Source organism: Vibrio sp. RM-69-4, from assembly GCF_024743775.1.
Lineage (GTDB): Bacteria > Pseudomonadota > Gammaproteobacteria > Enterobacterales > Vibrionaceae > Vibrio > Vibrio anguillarum.
This window is the reverse complement of sequence record NZ_JAMQXI010000058.1, coordinates 25,279-46,270: the sequence shown is the minus strand read 5'-3', so window position 1 is coordinate 46,270 and position 20,992 is coordinate 25,279. Positions and strand designations below refer to the sequence as shown.

The 20,992-nt window shown below is 48.5% G+C and carries 25 protein-coding genes; 10 read left to right on the top strand and 15 right to left on the bottom strand.

Going from position 1 to position 20,992, the window contains the following annotated elements; translation table 11 throughout:
* Positions 1 to 83: 83 nt before the first annotated feature.
* The 3 genes from envZ to NB504_RS08595 all read right to left on the bottom strand — a co-directional run bounded on the left by envZ (position 84) and on the right by NB504_RS08595 (position 3,326).
* Positions 84 to 1,388, bottom strand: coding sequence for a two-component system sensor histidine kinase EnvZ (envZ, locus tag NB504_RS08605; protein WP_013855410.1), 1,305 nt, complete (start codon positions 1,386 to 1,388; stop codon positions 84 to 86).
* A gap of 80 nt (positions 1,389 to 1,468) precedes the next feature.
* Positions 1,469 to 2,188: a two-component system response regulator OmpR gene (gene ompR / locus NB504_RS08600; protein WP_010319303.1), complete on the bottom strand. Its 720-nt coding sequence runs from the start codon at positions 2,186 to 2,188 to the stop codon at positions 1,469 to 1,471.
* Positions 2,189 to 2,339: 151 nt separating this feature from the next.
* The gene (locus NB504_RS08595) at positions 2,340 to 3,326 is read right to left on the bottom strand and encodes a DUF3187 family protein (protein ID WP_258428649.1); all 987 of its coding nucleotides are present in this window, start codon (positions 3,324 to 3,326) and stop codon (positions 2,340 to 2,342) included.
* A gap of 282 nt (positions 3,327 to 3,608) precedes the next feature.
* On the opposite strand from NB504_RS08595, the gene nfsB reads away from it, so the two are divergent.
* Positions 3,609 to 4,262: an oxygen-insensitive NAD(P)H nitroreductase gene (nfsB, locus tag NB504_RS08590; RefSeq protein WP_258428648.1), complete on the top strand. Its 654-nt coding sequence runs from the start codon at positions 3,609 to 3,611 to the stop codon at positions 4,260 to 4,262.
* Between the two features lie 3 nt (positions 4,263 to 4,265).
* The gene (locus NB504_RS08585) at positions 4,266 to 4,556 is read left to right on the top strand and encodes a putative quinol monooxygenase (RefSeq protein WP_013855414.1); all 291 of its coding nucleotides are present in this window, start codon (positions 4,266 to 4,268) and stop codon (positions 4,554 to 4,556) included.
* Between the two features lie 7 nt (positions 4,557 to 4,563).
* Here the strand turns inward: NB504_RS08585 and NB504_RS08580 are convergent, their stop codons facing one another.
* The gene (locus NB504_RS08580) at positions 4,564 to 5,496 is read right to left on the bottom strand and encodes a LysR family transcriptional regulator (RefSeq protein ID WP_258428647.1); all 933 of its coding nucleotides are present in this window, start codon (positions 5,494 to 5,496) and stop codon (positions 4,564 to 4,566) included.
* Positions 5,480 to 6,244: a tRNA (adenine(22)-N(1))-methyltransferase TrmK gene (locus NB504_RS08575; RefSeq protein WP_249929779.1), complete on the bottom strand. Its 765-nt coding sequence runs from the start codon at positions 6,242 to 6,244 to the stop codon at positions 5,480 to 5,482. Before NB504_RS08575 ends, NB504_RS08580 begins: the two co-directional genes overlap by 17 nt.
* Before the next feature lie 181 nt (positions 6,245 to 6,425).
* Here NB504_RS08575 and NB504_RS08570 point away from each other — a divergent pair, with 181 nt between their 5' ends.
* Genes NB504_RS08570 through NB504_RS08565 form a run of 3 tightly spaced genes read left to right on the top strand, consistent with a single transcriptional unit; the run spans position 6,426 to position 7,933 of the window.
* A complete protein-coding gene (locus NB504_RS08570; protein WP_017048724.1) occupies positions 6,426 to 6,776 on the top strand; it encodes a GlpM family protein in 351 nt (116 codons plus the stop codon).
* On the top strand, positions 6,777 to 6,881 hold the full coding sequence (locus NB504_RS18515) for an NUDIX domain-containing protein (RefSeq protein WP_158513716.1): 105 nt from the start codon (positions 6,777 to 6,779) through the stop codon (positions 6,879 to 6,881).
* 11 nt (positions 6,882 to 6,892) lie between these two features.
* Positions 6,893 to 7,933 (top strand): AbrB family transcriptional regulator, encoded by a 1,041-nt coding sequence (locus tag NB504_RS08565; RefSeq protein WP_094149173.1) that lies wholly within the window; start codon positions 6,893 to 6,895, stop codon positions 7,931 to 7,933.
* 51 nt (positions 7,934 to 7,984) lie between these two features.
* Here NB504_RS08565 and greB read toward each other — a convergent pair whose 3' ends face one another.
* Positions 7,985 to 8,467: a transcription elongation factor GreB gene (greB, locus tag NB504_RS08560; protein WP_010319306.1), complete on the bottom strand. Its 483-nt coding sequence runs from the start codon at positions 8,465 to 8,467 to the stop codon at positions 7,985 to 7,987.
* 343 nt (positions 8,468 to 8,810) lie between these two features.
* Here greB and NB504_RS08555 point away from each other — a divergent pair, with 343 nt between their 5' ends.
* On the top strand, positions 8,811 to 11,141 hold the full coding sequence (locus tag NB504_RS08555) for a Tex family protein (RefSeq protein WP_258428646.1): 2,331 nt from the start codon (positions 8,811 to 8,813) through the stop codon (positions 11,139 to 11,141).
* 149 nt (positions 11,142 to 11,290) lie between these two features.
* Here the strand turns inward: NB504_RS08555 and NB504_RS08550 are convergent, their stop codons facing one another.
* Both NB504_RS08550 and bioH read right to left on the bottom strand, forming a co-directional pair.
* Positions 11,291 to 11,761, bottom strand: a complete 471-nt coding sequence (locus NB504_RS08550) for an ATP-dependent Lon protease (protein ID WP_094166042.1) — start codon at positions 11,759 to 11,761, stop codon at positions 11,291 to 11,293.
* Positions 11,762 to 12,028: 267 nt separating this feature from the next.
* Positions 12,029 to 12,793, bottom strand: a complete 765-nt coding sequence (gene bioH, locus NB504_RS08545) for a pimeloyl-ACP methyl ester esterase BioH (RefSeq protein ID WP_038148688.1) — start codon at positions 12,791 to 12,793, stop codon at positions 12,029 to 12,031.
* A gap of 146 nt (positions 12,794 to 12,939) precedes the next feature.
* On the opposite strand from bioH, the gene NB504_RS08540 reads away from it, so the two are divergent.
* From NB504_RS08540 to cysQ, 4 genes are all read left to right on the top strand, one after another.
* Positions 12,940 to 13,641 (top strand): phosphoribosyltransferase family protein, encoded by a 702-nt coding sequence (locus tag NB504_RS08540; RefSeq protein WP_088731488.1) that lies wholly within the window; start codon positions 12,940 to 12,942, stop codon positions 13,639 to 13,641.
* 99 nt (positions 13,642 to 13,740) lie between these two features.
* On the top strand, positions 13,741 to 14,328 hold the full coding sequence (gene nfuA, locus NB504_RS08535; protein WP_013855425.1) for a Fe-S biogenesis protein NfuA: 588 nt from the start codon (positions 13,741 to 13,743) through the stop codon (positions 14,326 to 14,328).
* 155 nt (positions 14,329 to 14,483) lie between these two features.
* A complete protein-coding gene (gene nudE, locus NB504_RS08530; protein WP_013855426.1) occupies positions 14,484 to 15,029 on the top strand; it encodes an ADP compounds hydrolase NudE in 546 nt (181 codons plus the stop codon).
* 24 nt (positions 15,030 to 15,053) lie between these two features.
* Complete coding sequence (gene cysQ / locus NB504_RS08525) at positions 15,054 to 15,881, top strand: 3'(2'),5'-bisphosphate nucleotidase CysQ (protein ID WP_010319313.1); 828 nt, start codon at positions 15,054 to 15,056, stop codon at positions 15,879 to 15,881.
* 81 nt (positions 15,882 to 15,962) lie between these two features.
* Here cysQ and NB504_RS08520 read toward each other — a convergent pair whose 3' ends face one another.
* The 7 genes from NB504_RS08520 to gspH are packed head-to-tail and all read right to left on the bottom strand — an operon-like array spanning position 15,963 to position 20,976.
* On the bottom strand, positions 15,963 to 16,721 hold the full coding sequence (locus NB504_RS08520; RefSeq protein WP_258428645.1) for a type II secretion system protein N: 759 nt from the start codon (positions 16,719 to 16,721) through the stop codon (positions 15,963 to 15,965).
* On the bottom strand, positions 16,718 to 17,215 hold the full coding sequence (locus NB504_RS08515; protein WP_170907839.1) for a type II secretion system protein M: 498 nt from the start codon (positions 17,213 to 17,215) through the stop codon (positions 16,718 to 16,720). The genes NB504_RS08520 and NB504_RS08515 overlap by 4 nt, the downstream gene beginning before the upstream one ends.
* Before the next feature lie 10 nt (positions 17,216 to 17,225).
* Positions 17,226 to 18,437: a type II secretion system protein GspL gene (gspL, locus tag NB504_RS08510; RefSeq protein WP_208891733.1), complete on the bottom strand. Its 1,212-nt coding sequence runs from the start codon at positions 18,435 to 18,437 to the stop codon at positions 17,226 to 17,228.
* The gene (gene gspK, locus NB504_RS08505) at positions 18,406 to 19,425 is read right to left on the bottom strand and encodes a type II secretion system minor pseudopilin GspK (protein ID WP_258428644.1); all 1,020 of its coding nucleotides are present in this window, start codon (positions 19,423 to 19,425) and stop codon (positions 18,406 to 18,408) included. The genes gspL and gspK overlap by 32 nt, the downstream gene beginning before the upstream one ends.
* Entirely contained in the window at positions 19,412 to 20,065 is a 654-nt protein-coding gene (gspJ, locus tag NB504_RS08500) for a type II secretion system minor pseudopilin GspJ (protein ID WP_258428643.1), read from the bottom strand. Before gspJ ends, gspK begins: the two co-directional genes overlap by 14 nt.
* Positions 20,052 to 20,414 carry a type II secretion system minor pseudopilin GspI gene (gspI, locus tag NB504_RS08495; protein WP_013855433.1) on the bottom strand — a complete coding sequence of 121 codons (363 nt, stop codon included), beginning with the start codon at positions 20,412 to 20,414 and terminating at the stop codon, positions 20,052 to 20,054. Before gspI ends, gspJ begins: the two co-directional genes overlap by 14 nt.
* Complete coding sequence (gspH, locus tag NB504_RS08490; RefSeq protein WP_013855434.1) at positions 20,398 to 20,976, bottom strand: type II secretion system minor pseudopilin GspH; 579 nt, start codon at positions 20,974 to 20,976, stop codon at positions 20,398 to 20,400. Before gspH ends, gspI begins: the two co-directional genes overlap by 17 nt.
* Positions 20,977 to 20,992: the final 16 nt, after the last annotated feature.

Sequence of the window (20,992 nt, the reverse complement as noted above, 5' to 3'; positions counted from 1 at the left end):
ACTTCGGTCAGCAGCCGAAAAGACATAAACCGCAAACACAATGGGCTCAGTTGAGCCCATTGTGTTATTTAGTGAATAAGCCCCTATTTGGTCGGGAAGCTCAGCTGCGCTTTGAGTCCACCTTCACTGCGGTTACTCACCACAACGCTGCCATGATGCTGACTAACAATCCGTTTCACTATCGCCAAACCAAGCCCTGTGCCTTCACTGCCGCGCGCGGTATCACCACGCGTAAAAGGTTCAAACACTTTACTCACTTGGCTAGGATCAATACCCGGGCCATTATCTTCGACGCAAACCCAAGCCATTTTGTTATCTGCGGTACTGCCCGTGCTCACCTTAACCCAACCATTGCCATAACGAATGGCGTTCACCACTAAGTTGCTCACCGCGCGTTTAATGGCGATCGCATTGCCAAAGGCTGGCTGCATTGGTAAATGCAGCGCGACATCGATTTTGATCTCGTAGCCCCCTTCGGCTGTGGCGACATCATTGGCGATCTCATTGAGATCAACGGCGGTAAAGGTCTGTTTATTGACGGGTTTAAGGTAGTCCATAAACTGACTGATGATCTCGTTACACTCTTCCGTATCACTGATGATCCCTTCGGCGAGATAACTTTCTTCTGGAGACATCATTTCCGTGGCTAAGCGAATACGAGTCAGCGGCGTACGTAAGTCGTGGCTGATCCCCGCCATCAATAATGAGCGATCCTCTTCAAGCGCTTGGATCCCTTTCGACATTTGATTAAACGCCAACGTCACCGCGCGAATTTCAGAAGCGCCTTTGAGCGGCAATGGTGGCGGGTTCTCGCCTCGGCCAACGGCTTTGGCGGCTTTTTCTAAGGCAATTAAGGGACGATTTTGTAGACGAATAAACAGCCATCCCCCTAAGACGATCAGTAACGCCATCACCAAACTATTGTGAAATAGTGGCGCAAAATCCTCTTTTTGCAACTCAGAGAGAGGGATGCGTATTAATGACCCCGGAAAAGAGTCCACTTTCATCCATAAAATATAACTCTCTTTACCCAAAATCATCCGCACATCGGTCGGCGAGCCGAGCTCATTGCTCATCTCCTCGCTCATCAAATCAATGCTGATGGCATCGTGATACTCTTGGGCCATCTCACTCTCTTCACTATGAATGGTGACGCCCAACTGTTCTAACACTCGGCGGCGCTGTAAGGCGTCCATTCCCAGCTTCGATGTATTGTTCGCCGCATCGTCCAGCATTAGGTTGATCTCATGGCCCAAAATCTTATTGAACTGCTGCAAACTGGGCATCAAAGCATAGTTAAATACGGCGTAATAAGAATACACTTGGCTGGCGATCAGCAATGAAAAGAAGAGCAAAATCGATTGAGTAAAGGAACTGCGAATGCGCATAGGAAAACCTGCGATGAACGTACTATCAAAAAGGCGACAAAAAAGCTCCTGTGGGTTAACCGACAGGAGCTGATTGAAATTTAAGACTCTTTACCATCTGGAACGAAGACGTAACCTAAGCCCCATACCGTTTGTATGTAGCGTGGTTTGCTTGGATCTACTTCAAGCATGCGACGTAAACGCGAGATTTGCACATCAATCGAGCGCTCCATTGCGGAGTATTCACGCCCTCTTGCCATATTCATCAACTTATCGCGCGACATTGGCTCACGCGCATTGGTGACTAAGGTCTTCAATACGGCAAATTCACCGGAAGTGAGCGGCATTGGCTCATCACCACGGAACATTTCGCGGGTACCTAAATTCAAGCGAAACTCACCAAACTCAACCACCGATTCTTCAGCACTTGGCGCGCCGGGGGCTTCAATCACTTGGCGGCGCAGCACGGCTTTGATTCGCGCCAGTAGTTCACGCGGGTTAAACGGTTTGGGCAGGTAATCATCCGCACCCACCTCCAAGCCAACAATACGATCCACTTCGTCGCCTTTAGCTGTCAGCATTAAAATCGGCAACATGTTATTGGCGTTACGCAAGCGGCGGCAAATAGACAAACCATCTTCACCCGGCAACATCAAATCCAGCACCATTAGGTGGAAGTTTTCACGAGTGAGCAGGCGATCCATCTGTTCGCTATTGGCGACACTACGCACCAGAAAACCTTGCTCTGACAAGTAACGCTCAAGCAATGCACGTAAACGCGCATCATCATCCACCACTAAAATTTTATAGTTTTCTTGCATCTAAGATCCCACCTAATTCTGAGCTTCAGCCAATATCAAACCGAGCGAGTAAAATGTAACACCGTTGCGGCTAAAATCATGCAAAGAATTGTTAACGTTTATGTCTTTTGTCGCGCTTCGTTGTTAGACACTAAGCGGATGACATCGTTTGTCAGTTCGGCTCTTTATCAAAGCGGCCAAAACGATAGCGATAGCCTAAACCAAAGGCAATATCGGTGCTGTTGTTGGCATTAAACATATTTTCGACCACAGTAACTTCAATCGCTGAATGGCTCATTTGATAACGATACCCCAAAATAAACTCGGTCGATGGTTTAGAAAAGTCATCCTCCCCCGTTGAAAGGCCTTGATAGAATGAGACCTGCCCAATCAGATAATGGCGTTCTAACCACTGATATCGATAACTGGTACCCATCGACCAAGTACTCGAATGATACTGTGTTTGGCCTGGTACATTGGTCGGGTTGCGAAAGGTGATAGCCAACAGCGTATCAAGTGCATGCTTACCTCTTCGGTAGCCATAATTAAGCTGCACCGCTTGTTCAAACTCGGATAGGTTGAATATTCCATGGTGTGGATCGTTGTAATAGAGTGAAACTCCCAATGACAAACCGTGATGAGGCTTATCCACCAGCTGGTACTGTAAATAACTGGTCAACGCACGGCTCAATGTCTCGCCTCGGAACGCTTCCTGATCAATGCCGTACTCTGGCATTTGAATGATGAAGCGATCGTTATCGACATCCTCACGCCCATTTTGATCAATGCCAAACCAGTCATGAAAAGCAAGTGTTAAGCCATCTAAATGATTATTGGCAGCAAAGTTCCAACGATAATTAAACTCAACCTGCCACTTCGAAGTGAGCTGCCATTTACCGCCCATTGCAAGCTGATTCTGGTAATAATCCAAACTATAGTGGGGAGTGATCGCCCAAATGCTGGCGATAGTCGCGCTGGTGTAGAGCTCCACTTCTTCCTCTTGCATCGAAAAGCCGGAGCGAAGTTGTGCAGAAAGGCTATTGGTATGCAGTGGCGATTGCACATAGCTTTGCGCAGGCCCGTAGTCAATGTCCGCCCACGCCGAGTGGATGGGAAGAGAAAAGAGAATAAACCAACAAATGCACTTACACTCCGTCATGCATACTCTCCGGCCAAAGCAACCTTTTGAATATATTAGACAATCATTAACGCTTAGTGAGTGACCATATCCCTTAATGATGATCTACCGTACACATTAAGTGTATGCGCTAATTCAGAAATATCATGAGATAGTGCTAACTTTTTCCGCAAGCTAGAGCGTTTTCAAATTCGGATTATCAAATTTTTTTTGAAAATGAATTAAGCAAGAGGCGGTTTCTTGTTTGGACTCAGTCCGTTATCTTAGCGCCATCTCGAATGTTATCTTCCCTAGGAGGGAAAAATGAATATTGTTCAAGCATCGCAAGCGCGCTATTCCACCAAAGCGTTTGACACCAACCGTAAACTGACTGAACAGCAAGTCGCTGATATTAAAGAACTGGTACGCATGAGCGCCTCTAGCGTCAATTCGCAGCCTTGGCATTTTATTTTGGCGGGTAGCGAGGAAGGCAAAACGCGTATCGCCAAAGCGGCGCAAGGTCAATTTTCCTTTAACGAACGCAAAATTTTGGATGCGTCTCACGTGATGGTGTTTTGCGCCAAAACCGATATTGATGATCACTACTTATTGACGCTGCTGGAAAACGAAGAGAAAGATGGCCGCTTTGCCAATGAAGAAGCGAAAACAGGCATGCACGGCGGACGCAGCTATTTTGTTAACTTGCATCGAGAAACGCTCAATGACGCCGAACACTGGATGCAAAAACAAGTTTATTTAAATGTTGGAACACTGCTGCTCGGAGCGGCTGCGATGGGCATTGATGCTGTCCCCATTGAAGGGTTTGATGCCGAGGTGCTCAACCAAGAATTTGGCCTGACTGAAAAAGGGTTCACCAGCTTAGTAATTGTACCGCTCGGTTACCACAGCGAAGAAGATTTCAACGCCAAGCTGCCGAAATCTCGCTGGCCAGAGCAAACCGTCTTTACTGAGTTATAAGCCATGATCCACTTATTAGCCGAAATCAAAGCCCTTCCCGACTCAATAGAGCGAGTGCAAGCTATGCTTGAAGCGCTGCTTGAACCGAGCCGCAACGAAACAGGCTGCTGCCAATATGAGCTCTATCGTGATAACTCGATTGACGGGTTATTCTTGATGCAGGAGATTTGGTGCTCAGAGGAGAGCTTGCAACAACACCAACAGAGTGCACATTTTCAGCACTTTCAACAACAGCTTAGCGAGCAAGAGGCATTGGAATACCTACAAATCCGCCCGCTAACGTTTGTTGGCTAATGCAGGATTAACTCTCACGCTGTTTGATGGCTGTCAGTACCGCTTGTCGTTGCTGGCAGCCTTTTCCACGAATAAATGCCTGAAAAGCGCGAATGGTTGGAGTGATCAAACGTCGGTCTGCGCACACGATATAAATTGGCACTGGCCCACTTTCCCATTGCGGTAAAATACGTACTAAGCGCCCATCAATAATATCCTGACTGATATCCATTAATGACTTATTGGCAATGCCTTTGCCTTTAACAGCCAATCGATGTACCACGTCACCATCGTTGCATGCGGGGTTTCCTTGCACTACCACACTCTGCGTTTCGCCCTCTCGGCTCAAAACCCACTTATTATGCAGGGTGTCGGCCAGCATATAACAAAGACAATTGTGATGTTGCAGATCGTCAGGATGGAGGATAGGTGGATGCGTTGCCAAATATTCTGGCGAGGCGCACAACACGCGCTCGTTTGATTCACACAGCGGCATTGCAACCAAATTGGAATCAGCAGGATGGCCATAACGAATCGCAATATCCATCGGGTGAGCATACATATCCGCTAAGCGATCGGAGAGATCCAGTTTAATAATGACGTTCGGGTGCAAGGCAATAAATTCATCGATCCAATCCAGCAGTAAATTGCGCCCCAAATCCGAAGGGGCACTGAGGTGCAGCTTCCCCGCCAGTTGACCGCGCGCGCATGCTATCTGATCGAGCCCTTCTTGCAACGTGGCAAGGGCTGTCTGAGTTTTGGCGAGGAAAATCTCCCCCTCTTGGGTTAAGCGCATATGACGTGTCGAGCGGACAAAGAGCGGAAACTGCACCTGCTCTTCTAAACGGCGAATGGCGGCACTGACCGCGGCCGTGGTCAGCGATACGCTGTTGGCCGCCTTAGAAAAACTGCCTTGGCGTGCGGTTTCGACAAACAAGTTCAGATCATTGAGTGCTTTCATATTCTCCGCCTATTGGGCTATTTCCATCGCGAAAATTTCCATGACAAGTGATATTAATCGGCTGATAGGCTTGCCAACACTTTTGCGCGCTAACATCGCCGCCTTGCGCTTTACGCTGATAATGCTGTTGCAATTGCGTCAGATAACGCTGGGCAATCATTTTTTGCTCATCATTGGCCACTTGCCAGATCGATTCGCCGGCCAAACTAAGGAGGGGTAATGTTGGTTCTTTGCCTCGTACTGCAGGCGGATTAATCTGCACGTTCAGCAGCTCGTAGATACGCCGATTCTCTTCCACCAGTTGTTCCTGTTGTAATCTCGCGCCCAGTGTCATCAACTGTTCACGTAAGGTATAGCCGTGATGCACAGGACAAAGCAGAAAATCGAACGAGCGATGCGGATAACGCTCAACCAGCGCGGCAATGAATTCACTCATTAAATCACCGCCAACCCCAGCGATGATCAGTAGATGCGAGCCAGAATGGCTATCAAGCGGCAAATCGCGCACATCAAGGCAATGTGTACGCCAGCGCGGTAACGCCGCCGTTGCAGGGAAATAGCGCGTTAAATCAAGCGTCACCTTTTCAATCAACGCTGGCACAATATCTACAAAATGCACCACACTATTTGGACAGCGCTTCAGTAACGCCGCGCCAAGCAGACCGTGATCGCAGCAGCAATCCCAAATATGATCGTAGTGGCGGTTGATCTGCTGTACTAACTGCGTGAGCCGTTTTCCTAATTTCATCTTTGCCCAACCAAGCCGCATGATACAACACGCCGCCGAATAAAAAGAGTGGCGGCCATTTTACTTGGATTTGAAGAAATGTTGCATAGAAAATAACAAACCCATCAATGAACATTTCTAGTTAACCTGTCAGTGATTTATAGTGAGCAACACTTAATCTATTCTGACAAAAGGAAATGTCATGGCAGCTCTGTTTTTCAAGTGCCTGCTTGGTGCGCTTGCCGTGTTGATCATCGCCCTGCTCTCCAAAAGCAAAAGCTTTTTTATTGCTGGTCTTGTACCGCTGTTTCCTACCTTCGCTCTGATTGCGCATTACATTGTCGGCACCGAACGCACGATGGAAGACCTGCGCACCACCGCGTTGTTTGGCCTTTACTCGCTTATCCCGTATGCGGCATACCTGTTGGCAGTATACTACTTCAGTTATTGGCTACCTCTCACCAGTACACTGGTATGTGCCACTTTGGTGTGGTTGGCATTCGCTGCATTATTGTTAGTAAGCTGGACACGTTTAAACCCTGCGATGGCCTAAATCATCATCCCCGACGGTCATATCGATACGGGAGAAAGCCAAACGCAAGCACTGCAACGTGAAGTGCTAGAGGAACGATGGCATTTACGCTGCACAATTTATTAAGGAAAGGCATAATGTTCGAAAGAGCTTCTTTTACTCTGTTTATTCACATTGTGGTGATCGCAGCTGTTGCGGCAAGTGTGGGAAGCCTGCTCGCCATTCCGCTTTCTGAAATGTTTATTGCCGCAGCTTTAGTCATTGTGCTGCATAAAAAACACCTCTTATCCATTCGCGTTCCTAACGGGTTATTGTTGACGGTGCAAATTGTGCTCGGCATCAGCGTTGGGGCGACCATCAGTTTAAGTCAATTGGGCGAAACCTTAACCCTACCGGTGATTATCGGTTTGGTTTGCTGCTTAAGCTTGCAGATCGCCAGCAGCTTTCTTTGGCTCCGCAAAAGAGAAGGTTGGTCACCGTTTGAATCTCTACTCGGTGCGGTACCGGGCGCGATGGCAGCGATTTTGGTGATCAGCGAATCAAGCCAGACTCCTTCAACCAAAGTGGTTTATTCGCACTCGGTGCGCTTGATGATCCTCACTTTACTAGCTCTTTTTATCTCCAATAGCACGCCCGACGTTGCCCCCGTTGAGAGCAGTTTAACGATTTACGCGTGGTTGATTTTCTTTGCGCTTGCGCTGCTTAGTCTACTGCTGGGCAAAGGCTCGACCTTGCTCGGCATTCCCGCGCCATATATGTTGGCGGCACTGCTGGTCACGGCCAGTTTCAATAGTTTTTCGACAGGCATTGCGCTACAACTTCCAACATGGATGGTAGTATTCGCCACCGCACTGCTGGGCATTTTGATTGGCGCACGCCTTGCCGATACCACATTGCGCGAAGCCATGGCTTATTCGCGCGCGGGTGTGATGGTTACACTGATTGGTCTGCTGGTCGCCGTCGCCGTGTCTGGCTTGTTTGCGTTACTGCTGGATAAATCTTGGGTGGTATTACTTTTAGCTTGGGTCCCCGGCAGCGTAGAAGCGATGACCGCCGTCGCCCTACTTCTGGGCATGGAACCCGCGTTTGTGATGATCAACCACGCCCTACGGCTACTACTGCTCTACTCGCTACCCGCAGTGTTGAAAAAGCCGTTAGAGGCGTTGCGAAGCAAGTGAGATGAGAAAAATGAGCGACCGAGGAATATTTTGGATAACCGAATACTCCGTTCACTGCCCTTTTTCATACTCAATCGAGTTAATAAACCACTCTTTGATACCGGTGGGTGTGGGCACTTGCACCTCGTCATCAACCTCTTTTTTCAGCAGAGCACGCGCCATCGGTGAATCGATGGAGATGTAATCTTTCGCGTCACCGTAAATCTCTTCTGGGCCCACAATGCGAAAGCGCTTTACATCACCCGCTTCATTTTCAATTTCCACCCAAGCACCGAAAAACACTTTCCCCTCTTGTTGAGGCGAATAATCAACTATCGTCACTTCCGGTAAAAATTTTCTCAAAAAACGAATTCGGCGATCAATTTGGCGCAGTAAACGCTTATTAAAGGTGTAGTCTGCGTTTTCAGAGCGATCACCGAGGCCAGCAGCCCAAGTGACTATTTTGGTAATTTCTGGCCGTTTTTCATGCCAAAGATGGTCATGCTCTGCCTTTAATTTATTGTAGCCCTCACGGGTAATCAGTTTGGTCTTCAAGATCTTTTCCCATTACACAGCGCCGCACATTCAAGGTAGCCGCGGGTTATACATTCATCACGATGGCTTGCTACTATACTGTCATTTTCGCTCGGCACCAACTGACTGAACTTATCTTTAGCTACCAAACTCATCTTCAGTTTTAGCGCTGCCAACGCTGAAAAATGACATCAAAATCACACGTGTTACGTGACCTCTTCGGCACAATCGGGTAGAAGGTTATCTCACTAATCTCATAACAGCGCGCCGTTAGACTAGAAATAAGTCTAACGTGCCCCAATAGTTACCCTATTCAAACCACCCTGAGTGGTGGTGCTACTGAACTACAAAAGAGAAACCACGGATGAGCCAAGCTATCTGCAAATTGATCGCACAAGAGCTAAATGTGCGTCTTGAGCAAGTGACAGCGACTGTCACACTTATTGATGACGGAAACACCGTTCCTTTTATCGCCCGTTACCGTAAAGAGGTCACGGGTGGGCTAGACGACACCCAATTGCGTACCTTAGACAGCCGTTTATCCTATCTGCGCGAGCTCGATGATCGCCGCCAAACCATTCTGAAATCGATTCAAGAACAAGGCAAACTCACCCCCGAGCTGGCACAAGAGATCAACCAAGCGGATAGTAAAACTCGCCTTGAAGATCTCTATTTACCCTACAAACCTAAGCGTCGCACTAAAGGCCAAATTGCGATCGAAGCCGGCCTTGAACCACTGGCAGACAAGCTGTGGAATGAAGCGCAAACCGATCCTGAAACCGAGGCCGCACACTATGTGAACACTGAGAAAGGGATCAGTGATATCAAAGCAGCACTGGACGGTGCACGCGCCATTATCATGGAACGCATTGCTGAAGATGCCAACCTGCTGGACAAAGTGCGCCGCCATTTAACGCGCAGTGCCGAATTGGTTTCTCGCGTGGTCGAAGGCAAAGAGCAAGCTGGGGAGAAATTTAAAGATTACTTCGCGCATAATGAAACGCTCAGTAAAGTGCCTTCACACCGCGCATTGGCCATGCTTCGCGGCCGCAATGAAGGCTTTTTAAGCTTGAGCATGAATGCCGACCCAGAGCAAGAAGAGGGCGTGCGCCAATCGTATTGCGAAACGCTGATTGCACAACACTATGGCATTCACTTAAGCAGCGCCCCTGCCGATGGGTGGCGCAAACAAGTGATCAGTTGGGCGTGGCGCATTAAAGTGTCAATGCACATGGAAACCGAACTGATGGGCGCAATGAAAGAGCGTGCCGAAATCGAAGCGATTGAAGTGTTTGCCACCAACTTAAAAGATTTGTTGATGGCCGCACCGGCTGGCCCACGCGCCACTCTCGGCTTAGATCCTGGTTTGCGAACGGGTTCGAAAATTGCGGTAGTGGACGCCACGGGTAAGGTACTGGCGACCGAGACGATTTATCCGCATCAGCCACATAACCAACATGACAAATCAGCGAAAATTGTTGAGCAGTTGGTACGCCAATTTAACGTCGATTTGATTGCGATTGGCAACGGTACCGCATCGCGCGAAACCGATACTTTTGTCGCCGATGTCATTAAGCGCGGCAACCTGAAAGTGCAGAAAATCATTGTCAGCGAAGCGGGGGCCTCGGTCTATTCAGCCTCTGAACTGGCAGCCAAAGAGTTCCCCAATATGGATGTGTCGCTACGCGGCGCGGTGTCGATTGCTCGCCGCCTGCAAGACCCACTTGCCGAGCTGGTGAAAATCGATCCGAAATCGATCGGTGTGGGCCAATACCAACACGATGTCAGCCAGTCGATGCTCGCCAAACGCTTAGATGCGATTGTTGAAGACTGCGTCAACGCGGTAGGCGTGGATGTGAATACTGCCTCTGCCGCGCTGTTAACACGCGTGGCTGGCTTGTCTAACGCACTGGCGCAAAACATCGTTGATTATCGGGATGAAAATGGACGCTTCGCCTCACGCGCTACACTGAAAAAAGTCACGCGCTTAGGGCCAAAAGCATTTGAGCAATGTGCGGGCTTCTTACGCATTATGGATGGTAAAAATCCACTCGATGCCTCTTCGGTTCACCCAGAAGCTTATCCAGTGGTGAAAGCCATCGCCGAAAAAAATAGCAAAGAGATCAAAGCACTGATCGGCAATAGTGAGTTTTTGCGCAATTTACACGCCGTCGATTATACCGACGAGCATTTCGGCCTGCCGACTGTCACTGACATCATCAAAGAGCTCGATAAACCGGGCCGCGATCCACGCCCTGAGTTTAAGACCGCGACCTTTGCTGACGGCGTGACTGAAATGAAAGATCTGGAAATTGGGATGATTTTGGAAGGCGTGGTATCGAATGTGGCCAACTTTGGTGCTTTTGTCGACATTGGCGTTCACCAAGATGGCTTAGTGCATATCTCTGCGTTGACTGATCGTTTCATTGCCGACCCGCGTGAAGTGGTGAAAGCGGGCGACATAGTCAAAGTCAAAGTGATGGAAGTCGATGTACAGCGAAAACGCATTGCACTCTCGATGCGCTTAAACGATGAGCCGGGGCAAGATAACCGCAGCCAACGCTCTGGCGCAACAAGTGGCAACACGCGTTCGCATCAAAACAGTGGCCAACCGCAACGCCGTCGTGAAGAGCCACAACAAAACGCGGCAATGGGTGGAGCTTTCGCCGCCGCCTTTGCTAAAGCGAAAAAATAGCGGCGATACGTAACTTACTGGATAAACGAATCACAGTGAAAAGCACCTAACCGCGTCGCTCATATCAGAGCCGCAAAAAACACAAATCCCCACTGCAGCCAACGCCTAAGTGGGGATTTTATTTATCGCGATAAGTCGCATTCATCGACCTACAACACCGCAATCACTTCAGAAGGCGTATTGGGGGCAACCGCGTGACCATAATAGTACTTAATTACAGTTCGCCGGCGCGCCATTTTGCCTTCGGTTATCGCAGCATCAATAATGTGTTTAGGTAACCTAAACCGCATCGTATAGCTTTTACCTTGATCCTTGCTGTAGGTGGCGAGAGCGAGCAAGTCAAACAGCCTTTCGAGCTCGCTTTTCTGCTCCTCTTGATAAGAAGTCGATGTTTCGTATTCGGCGCCAACCTCATAGCTTGGATGCTCTGAAGGGTCCCATGACGACTGTTTTCGTCTTTTATCATCCGCCTTTACCTTACGCTCAGCGTTGGTTTTAGCCAGTTCGACGGTTGGCATCACAGGGGCGCGGATCCGATTGTCACGCGCGGCCTGTTCCGTTTGCACATTAACCGATGGGGCGATAAGTGGCACACTTACGTTCGTTGGTGACACCATCATAGCCGAAACCTCCTCAGTATCGCCCGCCCCGATAGACCTGCTTTCGCTCAGCACTACTGGGTTAGACTTTATATCGACCAGATTGCTCAAACTTTTAGCAAATTTATTTTTAATTTAACATTTGCACCCAACGACTTGACGTTTCAGGATGCTGCAGATAAAGACAGCAAGCGGGCGAATCCCCATGAGAGAGATCAACGATGTGATTGAGGTGAGCCAACACAGCTGTAGCTTTAAGTAGAAAGACATTGCATGGGTATCAATGCCTTAACGTGCAAAGGCGATGAGCTGCTGGCAAAAATCGTCCAGTTCAGTGATGAACGGTGCGTGGGAGGAATTGCCAAAAATGTACTGCTCGCTATTGGGCAAGGTTTTTTGCAACTCTTGCGCCACCTTAACCGGCACCAAACCATCAAGCCGACCATATAGACGAAGCATGGGAATCGAGAGTGCTGTCAACGGCTGGCGCAAATCCACCTCCGCCAACATGACCAAACCCGCTAACAATGATTGTGGGTTCGGCGCGGGCCGTGATAACACCGCTTGTTTTAGGTATTTGACATCTTGCTTTGCCTGAGGGCTGCCCATCGCTTGCAACGCCATAAAGCGCTCAACAGTAGCCTGAAAATCGTCCATTAACTGTTCAGTAAAGGCACTGAGCACTTGAGGGAGAATGCCACGCCACGGTTTCTGTGCCGCAAATTTGGGAGAGCTCGCCACAGTGACCAATTTGCTCACATAACTTGGGTGATGCAGTGCCATATGAGTCGCCACTAACCCACCCAAAGACCAACCGACCCAAATGGCTTGTTTAGGCGCTTGCATGATTAGCGCTTGCGCGATCTCTTCTAGATCAGCGGCGTGGCTAGCGGCGCTGTGACCATAACCAGGCAAATCAACCACGTGCACACGAAAATGTCCTTTAAGCACATCGACCGCTTGCTGCCATACTGCACCATTCATCCCCCAACCGTGCACCAAGACAAGATCATCGCCCTCGCCTGAGGCTTGCCAATATAACGCTGTGGCCATGCTCACAAATTCTCCCACTAAATTCACACTTCTTCGCTGAAAAAATACCGATCATACACTCACTGACTTGAAATCACGGTCAACACAAAGACTGATTCAAGTTGCAAGAGTATAACCATACTTCGTTTCACAGCTTTGGTTGAGTTATGTTATCGCATTGGGTTCAAAAAACCATCACTCGCTTGGTAAGCCGTCAGTGTCTACTGTGTCGTTTACCGATTGAAACTCACCAAACTGGGGCTTGGTGTAAGACCTGCCTAACCTATTTTTCACCGCAACCTCGCTGCCAACAGTGCGGCCTGCCAACGCTTATTACCGTGCCTCAATGCGGGCAATGTTTAGCGAATCCTCCGCCTTGGCAACGCCTATACTGTGTCGGCGACTACATTTTTCCGCTCAGTCACACCATTCATCAACTCAAATATGAAGGTCAATTTTGGCAATCTCGCCATTTGAGTGCCTTACTGACGCCACGTATCGACACTCCCGCCCCGCTCATCACCAGCGTTCCGCTGCACTGGCAACGGCGCTTAAAACGCGGCTTCAATCAAAGTGCACTACTTGCCTCTCAATTAAGTCAACAACTGGGGGCTAGCTGCGATAACCAGTTGATCAAACGCAATCGCGCAACGCCCCAGCAGCAAGGGCTTTCTAAATTACAGCGCAAACAAAATCTCAAACATGCATTCACACTACGGCACCGTCCCACGCACAAGCACATTGCACTTGTTGATGATGTAGTGACCACGGGCAGCACCGTGCAGCAAATCTGTCAATTACTGCTTGAAGTCGGTGTCGAAAGGATTGATATTTACTGCATATGCCGCACTCCTGAACCTAAAGATTAACCAACACGGTTTTATTTAGCGCGTAAAAAGGACTGGATCCGCCGTGTTTCAGGAGTAGAATGGCAAGTAATAACCTATAAATTTACTCAGGTATTCGTCGTGTCAAATTCTATTATTATTACCGAAACAGCCCAAACCCATTTCGGCAAGTTGCTTGGGCAACAGCCTGATGGTACTAACATCCGAGTTTTTGTAGTCAATCCAGGCACTCAAAATGCAGAGTGTGGCGTCTCTTACTGCCCACCCGAGGCAGTGGAAGCGACTGATACTGAAATTGCCTTTGAAGGTTTTTCTGCGTATGTCGATGAACTGAGCTTGCCGTTTTTAGAAGACGCAGAGATCGATTTCGTCACTGATAAAATGGGTTCACAACTGACACTTAAAGCTCCGAATGCGAAGATGCGTAAAGTGTCTGATGACGCAAGCCTGATTGAACGTGTGGAATACGCAATTCAAACTCAAGTCAACCCGCAGTTAGCTGGCCATGGTGGCCATGTCAGCTTGGTTGAAATCACCGAAGATGGTATTGCGATTGTCGCCTTTGGTGGCGGCTGTAACGGTTGTTCAATGGTCGATGTCACCCTCAAAGAAGGCATTGAAAAAGAACTGCTTCAACAATTTGAAGGCGAATTAACCGCGGTGCGCGATGCTACTGAACACGATCGTGGTGAGCACTCTTACTACTAGTGACTCGCTAGATACGTGGATTACAGAAAAACGAAGCCGAGATGAGATTCTCGGCTTTTTTATACTTAAAATCATTTGCCGCGCTCAAGTCCTTTTCAATTAAGGTCATTTTCTCATATAGTTAGAAAAGTCATTTGCCTTACGGGAATTAGTGTATGCCAACCAGAAAACTGCCCGAAATTTTAGCCCAAAGAACGGCAGCTCAATCGACCCTGTTTACCATCGAATCATTAGATTTACGCTTTTCTAACGGCGAACAGCGCACCTATGAACGAATGAAACCGAGCGGCCGGCATGCAGTTATGATGGTGCCAGTAACGGCACAAGGAGATTTACTGCTGGTTCGAGAGTATGCCGCTGGCACTGAACGCTATGAGCTCGGATTCCCTAAGGGTTTGATTGACCAAGGAGAAAGCCCGCAACAAGCAGCAAATCGTGAACTCAAAGAAGAAATTGGTTTTGGCGCAAGCACCTTAACCCCCTTAAAAGAAGTGGTACTTGCCCCCTCTTACTTTTCGAGCAAAATGACACTCTTCTTAGCACAAGATCTATACTCAGAAGTAATGGAAGGCGATGAACCCGAACCTTTAGAGGTCATTCGCTGGCCTCTGGCCCAAGCAGAAGAGCTACTGACTCACCTCGATTTCTGTGAAGCCCGAAGCATTACCGCACTACTGCTTGCTCTGCGCAGCCTAAAATAACAAAGTAGAGCTATAGGATTGATGATGCCAACAGCCAATAATTTATCTTACTTACTGCCTGACGTAATTGAAATCGCTCGCTCTGCCGGGCAATTGATTCTCGATATCTACGAAAAGAAAAACTACGAAGCGTTCACCAAAAGTGACCACACCCCAGTCACCAGTGCCGACCTTGCTGCGCATAAACTGATCTGCGAACGACTGAGTGAACTCACGCCAGATATTCCTGTTTTGTCGGAAGAGGCGGCGGACATTAGCCTAGAAAAACGCAGCCAATGGCAGCGATACTGGTTGGTTGACCCGCTTGATGGTACGCAAGAGTTTATTGCGCGCAGTGGTGACTTTGCCACCATTATCGCACTGATCGAAGAAAACCAACCAGTGATGGGCGTCGTCTATGGGCCCGTTTCTGGCGTGACCTACTACGCCTACGCAGGCAAAGGCGCATGGAAGATCCCCGACATGTCTGAAAGCTTGCGTATTGAAACACACAAGCACGAAACCGTTGGGCAATCCATTGCGATTGCGATCAGTCGCCGCCAAGATATTAACCGTATTACAAGTTGCATGAGCAGCGCATGGAATTATGAGCTAGTGCCGCTGGGCTCGGCAGCGCTGAAAGCGTGTTTAGTCGCAGAAGGTGCTGTCGACTGCTATTTGCGCCTCGGCCCAACCGGTGAATGGGATACCGCCGCCACGCAATGCATCGTAGAAGAGGCGGGCGGACGCATCCTCAACACGCAACTGCAACCGCTGTCCTACAATGAGCGTGAAACGTTAGAAAACCCCAACTTTATTGTGTTAGGGGATGCCGATTTGCCTTGGAATACCATTTTACAAGTCAAACCATAACGGCCATTACCAATAAAAATGCTGATCAATAAACTCAGCATTTTTATTGGGGGTATGAAATGATTACGGTTAAAAAACCAATCAAAGCTGGCCTTGATAATTAAACTGATATTTACCTTGGTTGTCTGGCGCTCCAATCCACTGTAATTGCTCCGCCATTTCGGGTGGGAATTGCGCTTCAGGTTTAAACCATGCTTTCGCACTGTAACTCATGTCTGGTTGCAGCTGCAGGGTAAACTCACTGCTCATTTGCTCACTGTTTTGCTGACCGTTCAATGTCATCTGATTGCTTTGACATTGCAGATCTGCCACTACCGGACCAAGCGAGAGATCTCCTAAAGGTGAGTCAACTCGGCCATGAGTCCACGCAAGTGAGCCTTCGGCAGATTCACACCACGGGCTATCATAGCGGTAATGGTTCAGGGACAACTCGACTTGCCCCTGAAAAGTCACTGGTACAGGCAGCGGAAACAGCGTCGCTAATTTATTAGCCGCGACAGAAACCACAACCTTGTCCGCATAAGGGCCAGAAAACCCCAGACCAAGATTGCCTTTGCCACGAACTCCCATATCACTACCACGTCCAAAGCGTACCGCCACTTCAAACTTGGCCATCAGCAGTTGCGATACTTGGATGTCCCAGCTGAGATCGCCGACATTTTGCCCTTGCCAAAAGAGTTGTTGAGCACTACCAGACCACACCGTACCGTCAACACCAGTGACACGCATGACTTCGGAAGAGGAGAGTTGATTCATCACCAAGGAGGCAGGAATATGCGCGACCACACTGATGAGAAAAACCATTACAAGGAACCCGCTATAGAGCAATTTCTTTTTCACTCACCACCTCGCTTCAGTTGTAAGCGTTTTACTTCGACAACGCCACTTTGCTGAGCACGGTTGATGTCCATAAACTCGACATCGACACCTTGCTGCTCTTTTAGAAAAGCAAGCCAATCCACCAATTTAGAGAAAGGAAGTGGTTGTATCCAAACCTGCATCATTTCATCACGCGGTTGAATACGAATAAGCTCAATTTGAAAACGCTGCACACTTGATGAGATGACTTGATTGAGCGGTTGCGTCGTTGCCACCCCACCACCTTGTGCGCGTAATTGAGTAATGGCATCAGCCTTATCCGTCACCCAATTAAGCAATTGTCTTTCACTGATAATCCGGGCTTGCGCAAGCTCGGTTTTCTGATTAAGTGGCGCTAAAATGCCCCAATAAATGATCGCAACCACACACAACGATACACCACCTAACAGTAATTTCTGTTCACGAGGGGAAAAGGCCGCCCATCGTTGTTGAAGTGCTCTCAGGCTATTTTTCATGTCACTCACCTCACTGGCTTTTCAGTATGAAGGTACCATTGACTACAGAACCCGAGCGGTTTAACTGCCCTTGCTCAACCACAAACTGTTTTTCCAATTTAAGGCGCGCTTGTTCAAAGCTTTCAAAATCATTACTTTGAACTTCAAGGCGAATTTCACCCCGATTGCCATCATATTTAACACTTTGCAACTGCATGTTCGGTACGCTGCCGACACTGCTGGGCAACTTCGACAACCACTCCAACATCGAACCGTTGGCTTCGCCGCCAGAGAGCCGAGCCGCTTCATCATTCATCAGTCTTTTCAGGTAACTGATGGTGGGTATTTTCTGTTTATCAGGGAAAACCGCGCGAAAAACACGTTCACTCTCCGCTCGATAAGCATCGGCTTGCGCTTCGTAGTGCCCTGCTTGCAAAAGATGGTGGCTGGTTGAAATTACAATCAACACCGCGGCCGCTAATGCGCATTTTTGCCATACTTGCCAATGCTTCAAAAACGAGGACTTGGTTTTAAAACTTCCCGTCAGTAAAGTCACTTTGCTCGCTATCGCTTGCTGAGTCAGCAGCGCCATGACTAAATGAGGCTCGGCTTGTTGCCAATGTTGTTCTTCAGCCAGTGTCAGCTCAGGGAGCTGGGTATACGCCTCTAGCGGTAAATAGTGCCCCTCTTGCTTGACCCACTCTGACGCACTAAACAGCGTTAACCACTGCGGTTCAATGCTCACCCCCAAATACTCACCTTTACGGATTAACCATTCTTGGCCGATCTGCAGTGCCGACAATCCCTCTGATGCCGGGATAGCCAACACATCCGGTAATACCTTTTTCACGTCAAAACCCGCGGCTTTGAGCTCATCTAAGCGGGTACGCAACCAAGCACGATCCACCCCGACAACGTAAGCAGTGGAAGCGGTTTTATGCAAAATTGAAAAATGCAGCTCATCCACATCTTGTGCGATCTCATCTTCGATTAGATAAGGCAACATTGACTCTAAGCGACGAGCCGCCCCTGATGGAATCGCGACCTCAGTCAGAACTAAATCACTGGCAGCGAGCAGCACAATCGTGGCGCGTTCAGCCGCATAGCTAGAGAGCTGAGATAGCTGCTCCCATCCGGATATTTCACCACTGGCAATCACTTCTTGCTGCTGTGTTGACCACACCAGCCAAGGTATTTCAGCGTCTTGTTGACTACTCAGCCGAACGGTCAGAAACTCGCTCACTGATCCCTCCAAAGCGACGGCGTATGACCGTTGCGGTTTCTCTATTATCACTAAACAATAAACTGCGAATACGAACTCGCGAGTCATCAACCAAGATTTGAGCATCCAGTTCAAAATAAGCACTATCGACAGCTAGGTACTGTTTCGCTTCTTCTTTCACTTTGCTCTCCACAGCAGCCAATGCGGCCTCTGCGAGAAAATTGTCTACCGAAGCCCAACCATCAAATGGTCGGCTCTCGAGTAAGTTTTTTGCATCCCCTTCACTTAAGTGCGGGCTGAACATCGCCACCAATAACTTGGCATGATCGGGTTCCAATGTATTGATATTCAAACGCCAATCATCAGTGGGGAGAGTGCAGATATAAGGCGCTATTTTATTCATTACATCACCGCTCACCAGCTGAACCGCGCGCAACTCACTGTTATCCGCAAGTAAACTATTCGCCGCCAGATAAGCAGGAGACATTGATTCATACTGGCTGTCTTCTACGCCATAAGAGGACTGCACATCTGAATCGCCATCAATATACTCCCAAGCCGAATCGGCAATCACTTCGGCTTGATAGCTGTCGACCTCAAGCTCTTCCAATAACCGTTGCAACACTTGCACTAAATAGGGTTTTTCGACACTCCCTGCCGCAGGTCTGGCTCTCGAGAGTACATTCAGGTTAAAACAAGCCTGTTTATCAAGGATGCGCCCTTTCAAAGTGCCGTAATCCAATGGATACGTTTGCTCTTTCATCGCCCAAGGTTGACTTAAGTTAATCGTTTCGTTGTCTTTGTAGCTCTGCTCGATAGCGACTTTGGCTAAAGCTTCACTACCCACACTATACCAATAGGCTTGCTGGTAACTAATTTGATTATTCGCTCTTTGAAACTGTGTGAATAAACGTTCAGACATGGTTGCGGCAATCGACACCATAATCGCCAACAACAGCAAGATAACGATTAACGCCACACCGCGTTGGGCTCGATTAGGGTGCGCCATTATTATCAGCCTCTTTGTTGGTCGAATTGATGCCACCACCAGCAGTAAGGTAGATACGCTCAATCTCGCCATAATCTTTCAGCGCCAATTTCACGGCCACCGCCTGTGGGATTTTCAAGGCATCACTCCACTCTTCACTCCATTTATCTTGGTTATAAAAGCGCAGCGATAGTGACTCAACATCATGTAACAATGGCGTGATGATCCCTTCTTGCCCTGCAGGAGTATCAGGATAACGCCACCATATACGCTCTAACACGCCCTCTTTAATTCGGTAGCCGACCTTAGTGACTTCCCCGCGTGGAAATTGCTGCTGTGGGTTATGCCAACCTAATCGTGCAAACAGCACTCCTTTTTGATCGGAGTCGAGCAAGTACTCTTTCCAAATCAGCATCTGTTGACTTGGCTCTTCACCATTGGTGCGAAATTGACGCATTGCCATCTGCCGAAAATCGCCATCCATTAACACCATGGCGCGCTGCAATTCGTTCAAACGCTGGCTACGTTGGGCTGAAATCTCATTACTGCGTTGGACTTGGTTCAATACTTGGTAAGCACCAACGCTCAAACTAGCGAAAATCGCAATCGCCACCAGCACTTCAATCAGGGTAAAGCCTTTGCTTTGTTTATTTGGCGACATAACTTCTCACTGTCACCAAAGGTGATCCTTCTTTTTCACTAGCCACGCTAACATCAAAAGCTTTCAATAAATTATCCGCAGTGGGTACTAAAGTGACTTTCCAATACCAGGTTCGACCCGCCAATACTTCACTGCCATTTTTCGCTTGTACGTTTTTAGGAGTAAGCATCACTTGCGCCATCTGGTTATCGACCACCATGGCGGCAAACGCTTTTTCTTCCAAATAACTCACGGTATTGATGTGTTGGCTGACCGAACGGATCACACTGATGGAAGCGGTGGCAAAAATAGCCAGCGCCACCAAGACTTCTAACAGCGTCATCGCTTTTTGTTTACCCATCGATCGCATCTCCCGGAGCGAACAACGTGATTTCCCCGTTTTCTTTCACTACCACTCGCCAGCCTTGCTCTGCATCTTGCTGATTAAGATGGATGCTCAGGACAAAAGGAGTCAGCTCACCACTCGATAAAATAAACACTTGTGGTGGTAGCTGCTTTTTCTGTTCGTTTTCATCAGCAAACTTATCGTCATCAAACAGACTGCCCGGTTTGAAAAGTCGATCGTCGTTTTTCCATGCACTTCCTCCCAGCTCAAACTGGAGAGATAACCCCTCCGGCAACTGGAGCTGTGAAGCCATTTTCTTGCTCTCTAGCGGCTGCCATCCCTTGTCCTCCATCGATAGGAAAACCAGATGCGATTTTTTTTCATCGACCCGCAAACCAAAATCTTTGCCACTGAGAATGGCTTCTTCATTGCTCAGCTGTAGACGCTGATAGAGGCTCATCGCGTACTGTTTCGCATCATCGTTGTTCGTGCTAGGTAGCGTCGATATAACGGCCACAGCACTGAGCGAGAGCAGCACGAGCACCAGCAGTATTTCGAGTAGGGTAAAACCGCGTTGAGATAGCATCAGATAAATGGGGCGG